Origin of the sequence: Pseudomonas ekonensis, assembly GCF_019145435.1 — a bacterium.
Classification (GTDB): domain Bacteria; phylum Pseudomonadota; class Gammaproteobacteria; order Pseudomonadales; family Pseudomonadaceae; genus Aquipseudomonas; species Aquipseudomonas ekonensis.
This window is the reverse complement of the sequence record NZ_JAHSTS010000003.1, coordinates 750,179-761,947: the sequence shown is the minus strand read 5'-3', so window position 1 is coordinate 761,947 and position 11,769 is coordinate 750,179. Positions and strand designations below refer to the sequence as shown.

At 62.1% G+C, this 11,769-nt stretch carries 13 protein-coding genes; 8 read left to right on the top strand and 5 right to left on the bottom strand.

The window, feature by feature from the left end; all coding sequences use genetic code 11:
• Nucleotides 1–25: 25 nt before the first annotated feature.
• Nucleotides 26–1,225: a tyrosine--tRNA ligase gene (gene tyrS, locus KVG96_RS27420; RefSeq protein WP_217894801.1), complete on the bottom strand. Its 1,200-nt coding sequence runs from the start codon at nt 1,223–1,225 to the stop codon at nt 26–28.
• Between the two features lie 211 nt (nt 1,226–1,436).
• Between tyrS and KVG96_RS27415 the strand changes: the two genes are divergently transcribed.
• Together KVG96_RS27415 and KVG96_RS27410 are read left to right on the top strand one after the other, a co-directional pair.
• Complete coding sequence (locus KVG96_RS27415; RefSeq protein ID WP_217894791.1) at nt 1,437–2,861, top strand: peptidoglycan DD-metalloendopeptidase family protein; 1,425 nt, start codon at nt 1,437–1,439, stop codon at nt 2,859–2,861.
• Between the two features lie 3 nt (nt 2,862–2,864).
• On the top strand, nt 2,865–3,956 hold the full coding sequence (locus tag KVG96_RS27410) for an anhydro-N-acetylmuramic acid kinase (protein WP_217894790.1): 1,092 nt from the start codon (nt 2,865–2,867) through the stop codon (nt 3,954–3,956).
• A gap of 72 nt (nt 3,957–4,028) precedes the next feature.
• Here KVG96_RS27410 and erpA read toward each other — a convergent pair whose 3' ends face one another.
• Both erpA and argC read right to left on the bottom strand, forming a co-directional pair.
• Entirely contained in the window at nt 4,029–4,379 is a 351-nt protein-coding gene (gene erpA, locus KVG96_RS27405; protein ID WP_003228776.1) for an iron-sulfur cluster insertion protein ErpA, read from the bottom strand.
• A gap of 167 nt (nt 4,380–4,546) precedes the next feature.
• A complete protein-coding gene (gene argC / locus KVG96_RS27400) occupies nt 4,547–5,581 on the bottom strand; it encodes an N-acetyl-gamma-glutamyl-phosphate reductase (RefSeq protein WP_085586210.1) in 1,035 nt (344 codons plus the stop codon).
• Between the two features lie 133 nt (nt 5,582–5,714).
• On the opposite strand from argC, the gene hemJ reads away from it, so the two are divergent.
• The 6 genes from hemJ (at nt 5,715) to coq7 (ending at nt 10,232) form a co-directional block, all read left to right on the top strand.
• Complete coding sequence (gene hemJ, locus KVG96_RS27395) at nt 5,715–6,146, top strand: protoporphyrinogen oxidase HemJ (protein WP_085586212.1); 432 nt, start codon at nt 5,715–5,717, stop codon at nt 6,144–6,146.
• Between the two features lie 33 nt (nt 6,147–6,179).
• The gene (locus KVG96_RS27390; RefSeq protein ID WP_217894789.1) at nt 6,180–7,148 is read left to right on the top strand and encodes an NAD(P)H-dependent flavin oxidoreductase; all 969 of its coding nucleotides are present in this window, start codon (nt 6,180–6,182) and stop codon (nt 7,146–7,148) included.
• Between the two features lie 88 nt (nt 7,149–7,236).
• Nucleotides 7,237–8,187, top strand: a complete 951-nt coding sequence (locus KVG96_RS27385) for a DUF805 domain-containing protein (RefSeq protein WP_217894788.1) — start codon at nt 7,237–7,239, stop codon at nt 8,185–8,187.
• A gap of 60 nt (nt 8,188–8,247) precedes the next feature.
• The gene (locus KVG96_RS27380) at nt 8,248–9,036 is read left to right on the top strand and encodes an SDR family NAD(P)-dependent oxidoreductase (protein ID WP_217894787.1); all 789 of its coding nucleotides are present in this window, start codon (nt 8,248–8,250) and stop codon (nt 9,034–9,036) included.
• A gap of 80 nt (nt 9,037–9,116) precedes the next feature.
• Nucleotides 9,117–9,455 (top strand): histidine triad nucleotide-binding protein, encoded by a 339-nt coding sequence (locus KVG96_RS27375; protein ID WP_003228789.1) that lies wholly within the window; start codon nt 9,117–9,119, stop codon nt 9,453–9,455.
• 129 nt (nt 9,456–9,584) lie between these two features.
• A complete protein-coding gene (gene coq7, locus KVG96_RS27370; protein WP_085586218.1) occupies nt 9,585–10,232 on the top strand; it encodes a 2-polyprenyl-3-methyl-6-methoxy-1,4-benzoquinone monooxygenase in 648 nt (215 codons plus the stop codon).
• A 65-nt stretch (nt 10,233–10,297) separates the two neighbouring features.
• Here the strand turns inward: coq7 and speD are convergent, their stop codons facing one another.
• Both speD and KVG96_RS27360 read right to left on the bottom strand, forming a co-directional pair.
• Nucleotides 10,298–11,092 carry an adenosylmethionine decarboxylase gene (speD, locus tag KVG96_RS27365; protein ID WP_085586220.1) on the bottom strand — a complete coding sequence of 265 codons (795 nt, stop codon included), beginning with the start codon at nt 11,090–11,092 and terminating at the stop codon, nt 10,298–10,300.
• A 237-nt stretch (nt 11,093–11,329) separates the two neighbouring features.
• Nucleotides 11,330–11,752, bottom strand: a complete 423-nt coding sequence (locus KVG96_RS27360) for an OsmC family protein (RefSeq protein ID WP_085586222.1) — start codon at nt 11,750–11,752, stop codon at nt 11,330–11,332.
• Between the last annotated feature and the right edge of the window lie 17 nt (nt 11,753–11,769).

Genomic DNA, 11,769 nt, shown 5'->3' with positions numbered 1-11,769 from the left:
TCGCCGTCAACCCTTTATTTCAAATTCATTCAGATTTCAGCGTGATGCGTGCAAACGCCTTCTTGCCAGCCTGGCAGACATGGGTCGCACCCAGCACATACATAAAGGAACGATCGACCACTTCACCATCGACACGCACACCACCAGAACCCAGCAAGTCGCGCGCGACAGCCGAGTTCTTCACCAAGCCTGCCTTATTAAGCACCGCCGCGATCGGCATGTCTTCAGCAGCGGTCAGTTCGATCTCCGGCAAATCCTCCGGCAGCTCACCATCCTTCATGCGGTTGCCCGCGGCACGATGCGCATTGGCCGCGGCCTCTTCGCCATGGAAGCGGGCGACAATCTCCTCTGCCAGCTTGATCTTGATGTCACGCGGATTGGCACCCGCCTCGACATCCGCACGCAAGGCATTGATCTCGTCCATCGAACGGAAGCTGAGCAGCTCGAAGTAACGCCACATCAACGTATCCGGAATCGAAACCAGCTTGCTGTACATGACACCAGGCGCCTCCTGGATACCGACGTAATTGCCCAGCGACTTGGACATCTTCTTGACGCCGTCCAGCCCCTCGAGCAAAGGCATGGTCAGAATGCACTGAGCTTCCTGGCCGTAGCCACGCTGCAACTCACGCCCCATCAGCAGGTTGAACTTCTGGTCGGTACCGCCCAGCTCGACATCGGCACGCAAGGCAACCGAGTCGTAGCCCTGAACCAGCGGATAGAGGAACTCATGAATGGCGATCGGCTGATTGGTGGTGTAGCGCTTGTCGAAGTCGTCGCGTTCGAGCATGCGGGCCACCGTGTACTGCGAAGTCAGGCGAATGAAGTCCGCCGGCCCCATCTGATCCATCCAGGTGGAGTTGAAGGCGACTTCGGTTTTCGCCGGATCCAGAATCTTGAACACCTGGCTCTTGTAGGTCTCGGCATTCTCCAGCACTTGCTCACGGGTCAGCGGCGGACGGGTCGCGCTCTTGCCGCTCGGATCACCGATCATCCCGGTGAAGTCGCCGATCAGGAAGATCACCTGATGCCCCAGCTCCTGGAACTGGCGCAGCTTATTAATAAGCACGGTGTGCCCCAAGTGCAGATCCGGCGCGGTCGGATCGAAGCCGGCCTTGATACGCAGCGGCTGGCCACGCTTGAGCTTTTCGATCAGCTCGGACTCGACCAACAGTTCTTCCGCACCACGTTTAATCAGCGCTAGCTGCTCTTCAACCGACTTCATAACAGACCCGCAAGGCTCAGATTCAAAGGGAACCAACCATACAAGATCGCGCACCAAATACAAGGTTTGCCCGGCGCGCGGACGCCAATCCACAGGCATGTCGCCCACAGACTTGCTTCAGAGATGATTTGGTTATATTTTATACAGTTATTTCATCTTCATCATGTCATTCATCTTTTCCAATTCATCTTTTTCAAAGTCAAAGTCCTTTATGACCACTGAATCGTCTAAAGCGCCGCCGCTTTACCCGAAAACCCACCTGCTGGCTGCAAGTGGAATCGCCGCTCTCCTCAGCCTGGCCCTGCTGGTATTCCCTTCCAGCGATGTTGAAGCCAAAAAGACAACCTTGAGCCTTGAACTGGAAAGTCCTGTTGAACAACTGACACAGGATCAAGACGCCGCCGACGCCGCCCAAGCCACAAGCGAGCCCGTCACCTCTCCTTTCGCACAGATTGAAAACAGCGACGAGACCGCTCCGGAAACCGCCCAGGCACCCGCCGCCCCTGCCGCGCCGACCGAAACAAAGAAGGCCCCAGGCCACAGGGAAGTGGTCGTCGCCAAAGGCGATACGCTTTCCACCCTCTTCGAAAAGGTCGGCCTGCCGGCCGCCGCCGTGCACGAAGTGCTGGCCAGCGACAAGCAAGCCAAGCAATTCAGCCAGCTCAAGCACGGCCAGAAGCTTGAATTCGAACTGAATCCCGAAGGCCAGCTGGTCAACCTGCACAGCAAGGTCAGCGATGTCGAAACCATCACCCTGACCCGCAACGACAAAGGTTTCGCATTCAACCGCGTCACCGCCAAGCCAACCGTACGCACCGCGTACGTCCATGGCGTGATCAACAGCTCCCTGTCGCAGTCCGCCGCCCGCGCCGGCCTGTCACACAGCCTGACCATGGACATGGCCAGCGTGTTCGGCTACGACGTCGACTTTGCCCAGGACATCCGTCAGGGCGACGAATTCGACGTGATCTACGAGCAGAAAGTGGTCAACGGCAAAGCCGTCGGCAACGGCCCCATCCTGTCGGCACGCTTCACCAACCGCGGCAAGACCTACACCGCCGTGCGCTACACCAACAAACAAGGCAACAGCAGCTACTACACCGCTGACGGCAACAGCATGCGCAAGGCGTTTATCCGCACGCCGGTCGACTTCGCCCGCATCAGCTCGAAATTCTCCATGGGCCGCAAGCATCCGATCCTCAACAAGATCCGCGCCCACAAAGGCGTCGACTACGCCGCCCCCCGCGGCACGCCGATCAAGGCAGCCGGCGACGGCAAGGTACTGCTGGCCGGGCGCCGCGGCGGCTACGGCAACACCGTGATCATCCAGCACGGCAACACCTACCGCACGCTGTACGGCCACATGCAGGGCTTCGCCAAAGGCGTGAAGACCGGCGGAACCGTCAAGCAAGGCCAGGTGATCGGCTACATCGGCACGACCGGCCTTTCCACCGGCCCGCACCTGCACTACGAGTTCCAGGTCAACGGCGTTCACGTCGACCCGCTGGGCCAGAAGCTGCCGATGGCCGACCCGATCGCCAAGTCCGAACGCGCCCGCTTCCTCGCACAGAGCCAGCCGCTGATGGCGCGCATGGACCAAGAGAAGGCCACCTTGCTGGCCTCGAGCAAGCGTTAAGCCATGGCCCTTTACATCGGCGTGATGTCCGGAACCAGCCTCGACGGTCTGGACATCGCCCTGATCGAGCAGACATCGGCGATCCGCCTGATCGCCACGCACTACCTCCCCATGCCTGAGTCCCTGCGCGCCGAGCTGCTTGGCTTGTGCGCCAGCGGCCCCGATGAGATCGCCCGCTCGGCCATTGCCCAGCAACACTGGGTGGCGCTCGCAGCGCAAGGCATTCACACCCTTCTCGGACAGCAGCGGCTCAGCCCCGAAGACATCCGCGCAATCGGCAGCCACGGCCAGACCATCCGCCATGAACCGGCGCGCGGGTTTACGGTTCAGATCGGCAACCCCGCCCTGCTGACCGAGCTGACCGGCATTACGGTGGTCAGTGACTTCCGTAGCCGCGATGTGGCCGCCGGCGGCCAAGGTGCGCCTTTGGTTCCGGCCTTCCATGAAGCGCTGTTCGAAGAGCGTAACGGCAATCGCGCAGTCCTGAATGTCGGTGGTTTCAGCAATCTGAGCCTGATTGAGCCGAACGCGCCTGTAGCCGGTTTCGACTGCGGCCCTGGGAATGTGCTGATGGACGCCTGGATCCACCGGCAGCGCGGCGAGAACTATGACCGCAACGGCGAGTGGGCGGCCAGCGGCAGCATCGATCCGACCCTGCTGGAGGCATTGCTGAGCGACCCGTTCTTCGCCACTCAGGGCCCGAAGAGCACGGGGCGGGAGGTGTTCAACCTGCCTTGGCTGGAGGGGCACCTGTCACGCCTGCCGCAGGTTGCGCCAGAGGATGTCCAGGCGACGCTGCTGGAACTGACGGCGCATACCATCGTACAGTCCCTGCAGGCGGCTCAAACCGAAACGCGGGAGCTTCTGGTCTGCGGCGGCGGCGCCCATAACGCCACACTGATGAAGCGCCTGGCCGAGCGGCTGCCGGACGCCACCGTTGCCAGCACAGCGACCCACGGGGTCGACCCTGACTGGGTGGAGGCCATGGCGTTTGCCTGGTTGGCCCATTGCTGCCTCGAAGGCATCACAGCCAACCGCCCGAGCGTCACCGGCGCCCGTGGCTTGCGCGTGCTTGGCGCGATCTACCCCAACTGACCGAATCGCAAACGGCAAAACGCCGCAGCTCCGTGAGGAACTGCGGCGTTTTGCCGTTCGCGCAAGAAGCGGTCAGATCGAGAACGAAGAGCCGCATCCGCAGGTGGTGGTGGCGTTCGGGTTCTTGATCACGAACCGCGAGCCCTCAAGACCTTCCTGATAATCCACCTCGGCACCGGCCAGGTACTGGAAGCTCATTGGGTCGACCACCAGGCTGACCCCTTCGCGCTCGACGATGGTGTCGTCTTCGGCCACATCCTCATCGAAGGTGAAGCCGTACTGAAAACCTGAACAACCGCCGCCCGTAACGAATACGCGCAGCTTCAAGCGATCATTCCCCTCTTCGTCGACCAGGCTCTTCACCTTGTGCGCGGCACCCTGGGTGAATTGCAAAGCCGTGGGGGTGAAGGATTCGACGCTCATGCTGACTATCTCCCGGCGCTAAGCCGTCATATTGCGTGATGACGCGCATTATCCGCTTGTCCTAGAAAATCGGTCAACTATTGTTACGGTATATCAATAAAGCCTTTCGCCGCTTCGAATGCGAAAAGGCCCGTGTTCCGGGCCTTTTCGCTGTTCGTAAGAACGGGTTACGGCAGCATGCCAGCATGGGACAGACCCATGCGTTCATCCAGGCCGAACAGAATGTTCAGGTTCTGCACCGCCTGGCCCGACGCGCCCTTGACCAGGTTGTCGATGACCGAGAGCACCACCACCAGGTCGCCGTCCTGCGGACGGTGCACGGCTATTCGGCACACGTTGGCGCCACGCACGCTGCGGGTCTCCGGGTGGCTGCCGGCCGGCATGACGTCGACGAACGGCTCGTTGGCGTAACGTTTCTCGAACAGCGCCTGGAGATCCACCGAACGGTCGGTCACGGTCGCGTACAGCGTCGAGTGAATGCCACGGATCATCGGCGTCAGGTGCGGAACGAAGGTCAGACCGACGTCCTTGCCCGCTGCACGGCGCAGCCCCTGGCGGATTTCCGGCAGGTGACGGTGACCTTTCACCGCGTAAGCCTTGAAGCTTTCCGACGTCTCGGAGTACAGCGACCCTACAGAGGCGCCACGTCCGGCACCGCTGATGCCCGACTTGCAGTCGGCGATCAGGTGCGAGGCATCGGCAAGACCGGCCTCAAGCAAAGGCAGGAACCCCAACTGCGTGGCGGTCGGGTAGCAACCCGGCACCGCGATCAGGCGCGCCTTGCGGATCTGCTCACGATTGACTTCCGGCAGACCGTAGACCGCCTCGTCCAGCAGCTCCGGCGCGCCGTGCGGCTGGCCGTACCACTTGGCCCACTCGTCGGCGTCCTGCAGGCGGAAGTCCGCCGACAGGTCGATGACCTTGGTGCCGGCGGCCAGCAGTTCACCCGCCAGGGCGTGGGCGACACCGTGGGGCGTGGCGAAGAACACCACATCGCAGGCGCCCAGGGTCTTGATGTCCGGAACGCTGAACGCCAGGCCGTCGTAATGGCCGCGCAGGTTCGGGTACATGTCGGCGACGGCCATGCCGGCCTCGGATCGGGAAGTGATGACCACCACTTCTGCCTGCGGATGCTGCGCCAGCAGACGCAACAGTTCGACACCCGTGTAACCCGTGCCGCCGACGATACCGACCTTGACCATGAACCTGCCCTCAACGAACCCACTGGAAAGCCGTCGATGATAGGGGCCGCGCGCCCCTGCGACAACCGTCAAGGTGACGTGCGGCCGCCCGAGCCTCTACTATCCGGCTACCGTGAACCTGGGAATCAATCCAATGCTCTATCTGTGGCTCAAAGCGTTTCATATCGTCAGCGTGGTCTGCTGGTTTGCCGGGCTGTTCTACCTGCCGCGGCTGTTCGTCTATCACGCGCAAAGCGAGGACGCCGTCAGCAAGGAACGATTCAGCGTCATGGAGCGCAAGCTGTACCGCGGCATCATGGGACCTTCGATGATCGCCGTGCTGATCTTCGGCGGCTGGCTGATCAGCCTCAACCCGAGCGCCTACTTCACCCAAGGCGGGTGGATGCACGCCAAGCTCACGCTGGTCGCCCTCCTGATCGGCTATCACCATGTGTGCGGCGCCTACGTCAAACGTTTCGCCCGTGGCGAAAACACCCGCAGCCATGTCTTTTATCGCTGGTTCAATGAAGTGCCAGTTCTGATATTGCTTGTTATTGTAATTCTGGTCGTGGTTCGGCCGTTTTAACCTTCATAAGCACAACTCATCGGGGGATGTCCCATGTCGCTGCCCGCTTTGCTCGACCAACGCCTGCGCCTGCCCGTCGTGGCCGCGCCGATGTTCCTGATTTCCAACCCGGATCTGGTGCTTGCCTGTTGCCGCAACGGCGTGGTCGGCAGCTTCCCGGCGCTGAACCAGCGCGAAAGCAGCGGCTTCAAGGCCTGGCTGGAACAGATCGAGGCGGGCCTGGCGCTCATGGAAAACCCGGCGCCGTATGCCGTGAACCTGATCGTCCACCCCACCAACCCGAGGCTGCAGGCGGACCTGAACATCTGCGTAGAACACCAGGTGCCGATCGTCATCACCAGCCTGGGGGCGGTCAAGGAAGTGGTCGATGCCGTCCACAGCTACGGCGGCCTGGTGTTCCACGATGTGACCACCCGCCGCCACGCGGAGAAAGCCGCCGAAGCCGGCGTCGACGGCCTGATCGCCGTAGCGGCGGGCGCCGGTGGCCATGCCGGCACCTGGAGCCCGTTCTCGCTGGTCGCGGAGATCCGTCAGTTCTTCGACAAGACCCTGCTGCTCGCAGGATGCCTGAACCACGGGCATGAGATTCTTGCCGCTCAGGTGCTGGGCGCGGATTTGGCCTACTTCGGCACCCGATTTATCGGCACCACCGAAAGTCATGCGCCTGACGCATACAAGGACATGCTGCTGACTGCCAAAGCGGCGGACATCATCCATACTCCTGCCGTGTCGGGCGTGCCGGCCAGTTTCATGCGCCAGAGCCTGGAGGCCGCCGGCTTCGACATGGCGGCCCTGCAGGGCAAGGGCGACGTGAACTTCGGCGAAAAGCTCAAGCCGCTCAGCGACGAGGCCAAGGCTTGGAAAACCGTCTGGTCGGCGGGCCAGGGCGTAGGCGGAATCAAGGATCTGCCGAGCGTGGATCAACTGGTGGCCCGCCTGGACAGCGAGTACCGTCAGGCACTGGCGCACGCGGCGCAGTTGCCGAACCGCTGGCCACGCTGAGAAAAAGGCCGTCCGATCCGCGACCGGCCTTACACTCACCGACTGCGATACCCCACTTCAATCCATCTCGCGACAAGGATGCCCGGCCATGAGCGAAACCCGTTACAAGATCGTGTTCGACGGCGCCCTGCAGCCCGGAGTCGACATCACCACCGCCAAGCTCAACCTGGCGGATCTGTTCAAGAGCGATGTCGCCGCCATCGAGCGGCTGTTCAGCGGGCGCACCGTCGCCCTCAAGCGCGAGCTGTCCCACAGCGACGCGCAGGTTTACCTGCAGGCGCTGGGCAAGACCGGCATCGAAGCCCGGATCGAGCCCGAAACCACGGTCGAACTGAACCTGGCGGACGTGCACGAACAGACGCCCGCCCCGGCGGAGCCGGATTCCCCTTACGCCCCGCCCCGGGCCGACGTCGGCGAGCGCCTCCCGGAGTTCGCCATCCTCAAGCCGTTCAGCGTCGAAGGCCGGATCGGGCGCCTGCGCTTCCTGGCCTGGACGATGGTGTTGAGCCTGGTGACCCTGCCGATCATCGGCATCTTTGCCTTCATCGGGCTGGGCCTGGTCAGCACGGACTCCACCACGGGGCTGATCATCGGCGGCATCGTCGCGTTCTTTCTGTTCCTGGCCTTCGGCCTCGTCAGCATCCTGTTCAGCGTCCAGCGCCTGCACGACATCGGCTGGTCCGGCTGGCTCTGGCTGCTGAACCTCGTACCGTTCGTGGGCAGCATTTTCCCGCTGGTGATGATGGCCATGCCGGGCAACGACGGCGCCAACCGCTATGGCCCGCCGCCACCGCCCAACACCACGGCGGTCAAGGTGCTGTGCTCGCTGTGGATCGTGTTCGTCGGGCTCATCTTCGCGGGCGCGATGGTCGGCGGCATCTCGGCGATCCAGGAAGAGTACGAAAGCAGCCTGGAAAGCAGCTACGAAAGCGGCTCGGTGACCACCGACGAGATCGACGCCGTGGCCGAGCCGGCAACGATTTCCGAGGACGAAGCAGCCGAAGCGGCCCCACCCCCTGTAGACTCTGCCAAAGAATGAACAGCGCTCCGGCCCGCGACACCTGCGTCGCCGGCCGGAGCTGTTGCGATGGAGAACTGCATGACCCGTTACGCTCTGATCACCGGCGCCTCCAGCGGCATCGGCCTGGCCATGGCCGAAGCCCTTGCCCGCCGGGGCCGCAGCCTGATTCTGGTGGCCCGACAGCGTGATCAGCTGGAAAGCATTGCGATCGAATTGACCCAGCGCTTCGGCGTGGAGGTGCTGTTCCGTGCCTGCGATCTGGGCGAACCCTTGCGCCTGTCCGGCTTCCTGCTGGAACTGGAAGAAGGCGACCGGCAAATCGACCTGCTGGTGAACTGTGCCGGCATCGGCACCTGCGGGCCGTTCCTGGCCCAGGACTGGATGACCGAGCAGGACCTGATCGAAGTGAACATCCTCGCCCTCACCCGCCTCTGCCACGCCATCGGCAACAGCATGGCGTTGCAGGGCGGCGGGCAGATCCTCAACGTCGCCTCGGTCGCGGCGTTCAACCCCGGCCCGTGGATGAGCACCTACTACGCCAGCAAGGCGTATGTGCTGCACTTCTCCGAAGCGCTGCGGGTCGAGCTGAAGAAGTGCGCGGTTAAGGTTTCGGTGCTCTGCCCTGGCCCGACCCGTACGGCATTCTTCCGCACCGCCCAACTGAACGACGGCAAGCTCAAAGACAGCCGGCTGCTGATGAGCCCGGAAGAGGTCGCGCTGTATACCGTGCGCGCCCTGGAAAAGAACCGCGCGATCATCATCCCCGGCCGGATGAACCGCTGGTTCGCCTTCCTGCCTCGCCTCGGCTCGCGCTGGCTCAACCGCACCGTCACCGGCATGGTCAACAAGGCTTACTGCCCGCGCTGAAAGGCCGGCAGGCAAACGGCTGGGCGCAGTGAACCTGCATGGGTACACTCGACCCGCCCCACACTACGGAGAAAACAGCTGTGGATACTCTGTTCACCAAGATCATCAACCGGGAGATCCCGGCGAAGATCATCTACGAGGACGACCAGGTACTGGCCTTCCACGACATCGCCCCACAGGCGCCGGTGCATTTTCTGGTGATCCCGAAAAAACCGGTGCGCACCCTCAACGACCTGACCGAAGACGACAAGGCACTGGCCGGGCACATCCTGTTCACCGCCCAGCGCCTGGCGCTGGAGCTGGGTTGCGAGGAAGGCTTCCGGGTGGTGATGAACTGCAATGAAAAGGGCGGACAGACCGTCTACCACATTCATATGCATGTGCTCGGTCAGCGCCAGATGAACTGGCCGCCGGGCTGAGCCTTTCGGCGGGAGCAGACCGCCTGCTCCCGCTGAAGTCTCCATCCCCCTGAGTCACGATGACCCAGCGCAATCCTTCTCGGGCCGATTCGGTTAAACTGGCCGCCGAGATTCCCCCCGGAGGTCAGCATGACTACCCAACGTCACTACTCGCCGATTGACCGTCTTCTGCTGCAAGCCGATGCCGCCATGCGCACCTTGCTGCCGTTCAGCGGCCAGCCGCATCGCCCGTCGCCGGCCATCGTGCAGCCCGATGCGCAGATGAGCGACGAAGACACCCGCCATGTCGCCGGCCTGATGCGCATCAACCACACCGGCGAAGTCTGCGCCCAGGCGCTGTACCAGGGCCAGGCCCTCACCGCCAAGCTGCCGCAGGTGCGCGAAGCGATGGAGCATGCCGCCGAAGAAGAGATCGACCATCTGGTGTGGTGCGAGCAACGCATCCATCAGTTGGGCAGCCACACCAGCGTGCTCAATCCATTGTTCTACGGCATGTCGTTCGGCATCGGCGCCGTGGCCGGGCTGATCAGCGACAAGGTCAGCCTCGGGTTCGTCGCGGCGACCGAACATCAGGTGTGCAAGCACCTGAACGAGCACCTGGAGCAACTGCCCGCCGAGGACGAAAAGTCCCGGGCGATCCTGGAGCAGATGCGCGTCGATGAGGAACACCATGCCGAAAGCGCACTGCAGGCCGGTGGTTTCCGCTTCCCGGCGCCGGTGAAGTTCGGGATGAGCCTGCTGGCGAAGGTGATGACCAAGAGCACCTACCGGATCTGAACGTTCCCACCAATAAAAAAGGCGACCGCCCTGGGGGCAGTCGCCTTTTTTTGTGCTCGGGGATCTCAGCTCGGCATGTTGCGGGCGTAGAAGATCTCCAGCATTTCGTGCTTCACACGCTCGGTCACCTGGGCACGCTGTTCGGCCGACAGGTTGCTGGTGGCGTCGCCGAACAGGTAGTTGTCCAGTTCGAAGTTCTTCAGCAGCATTTTGGTGTGGAACAGGTTCTCCTGGTACACATTCACGTCGGTCATCTGGTACGCGTCGCGGGTGTCTTCGGAGAGGTAGTTCTGGATCGAGTTGATCTCGTGGTCGATGAAGTGCTTGTTGCCTTCGACGTCACGGGTGAAGCCGCGCACACGGTAATCCACGGTCACGATGTCCGAATCGAACTGGTGAATCAGGAAGTTGAGCGCTTTGAGCGGTGAAATCACGCCGCAGGTCGACACGTCGATGTCCACACGGAACGTCGCGATGCCATCGTCCGGATGGATTTCCGGATAGGTGTGCACCGTAATGTGGCTCTTGTCGAGGTGGGCGAGGATGATCTCGGGCAGCGGGCCCGGAGACTCTTCGATCTGACTCTCGGTCGGGGTCACCGGCTCTTCGGAGATCAGGATCGTGACGCTGGCGCCTTGTGGCTCGTAGTCCTGACTGGCGATGTTCAGGATGTTGGCACCAATGATATCGACAACTTCCGTGAGGATCTGCGTCAGGCGTTTCGCGTTGTACTCTTTGTTGATGTACTCGACGTAGGCCTGCTGGTCTTGCGGGGTTTCCGCGTAGCAGATGTCATAGATGTTGAAGCTCAAGGTCTTTGTCAGGTTATTGAACCCGTGGAGCTTGAGTTTGCTTTTCACCGTTGAAAACTCTCTATGTATGCGGCACGGCCGCGTGATCAAGCATGCCCGTCAAGTGCGAACGACGCACCTGCGTAGGACGGTTAACACCTCTTCGCGATGGCGATTTTGGTTATCTGTTCAGGCGGATGACCCGTCGGCAGACCGGTCACAGCCCTGAAAAAAGTGGCGCATTATGCAGACGTCGGCGGGGGATCGCCAGAGTCTGCACTGCTTTTATGATAGTTGAATGTCGGCTCAGCCGAGCTCGACGATCTCGTAGTCGTGGGTGATGGCCACGCCGGCCGCGCCGAGCATGATCGAGGCCGAGCAGTACTTCTCGGCAGACAGCTCGATGGCGCGCTTGACCTGGGCTTCCTTCAGGCCGCGGCCCTTGACCACGAAATGCATATGGATCTTGGTGAAGACTTTCGGGTCTTCGGTCGCGCGTTCGGCGTCCAGGAACGCTTCGCAGCTCTCGACCGCCTGGCGGGCCTTCTTCAGGATGCTGACCACGTCGAAATTGCTGCAGCCGCCGACGCCCAGCAAGAGCATCTCCATCGGGCGGACACCCAGGTTGCGGCCGCCGGCCTCCGGCGGACCGTCCATGACCACGACATGGCCGCTGCCGGATTCGCCGAGGAACATGGCTTCGCCAGCCCATTGGATGCGTGCCTTCATCGCCAAGACTCCACTGT

Bases quoted from the DNA above. Each gene is read 5' to 3' on its own strand.
- erpA (WP_003228776.1), bottom strand. From the start codon at position 4,379: ATGAGCGTCGAATCCTTCACCCCCACGGCTTTGCAATTCACCCAGGGT.
- argC (WP_085586210.1), bottom strand. From the start codon at position 5,581: ATGGTCAAGGTCGGTATCGTCGGCGGCACGGGTTACACGGGTGTCGAA.
- coq7 (WP_085586218.1), top strand. From the start codon at position 9,585: ATGACTACCCAACGTCACTACTCGCCGATTGACCGTCTTCTGCTGCAA.
- KVG96_RS27360 (WP_085586222.1), bottom strand. From the start codon at position 11,752: ATGAAGGCACGCATCCAATGGGCTGGCGAAGCCATGTTCCTCGGCGAA.
- KVG96_RS27415 (WP_217894791.1), top strand. From the start codon at position 1,437: ATGACCACTGAATCGTCTAAAGCGCCGCCGCTTTACCCGAAAACCCAC.
- KVG96_RS27380 (WP_217894787.1), top strand. From the start codon at position 8,248: ATGACCCGTTACGCTCTGATCACCGGCGCCTCCAGCGGCATCGGCCTG.
- KVG96_RS27385 (WP_217894788.1), top strand. From the start codon at position 7,237: ATGAGCGAAACCCGTTACAAGATCGTGTTCGACGGCGCCCTGCAGCCC.
- KVG96_RS27390 (WP_217894789.1), top strand. From the start codon at position 6,180: ATGTCGCTGCCCGCTTTGCTCGACCAACGCCTGCGCCTGCCCGTCGTG.
- tyrS (WP_217894801.1), bottom strand. From the start codon at position 1,225: ATGAAGTCGGTTGAAGAGCAGCTAGCGCTGATTAAACGTGGTGCGGAA.
- KVG96_RS27410 (WP_217894790.1), top strand. From the start codon at position 2,865: ATGGCCCTTTACATCGGCGTGATGTCCGGAACCAGCCTCGACGGTCTG.
- hemJ (WP_085586212.1), top strand. From the start codon at position 5,715: ATGCTCTATCTGTGGCTCAAAGCGTTTCATATCGTCAGCGTGGTCTGC.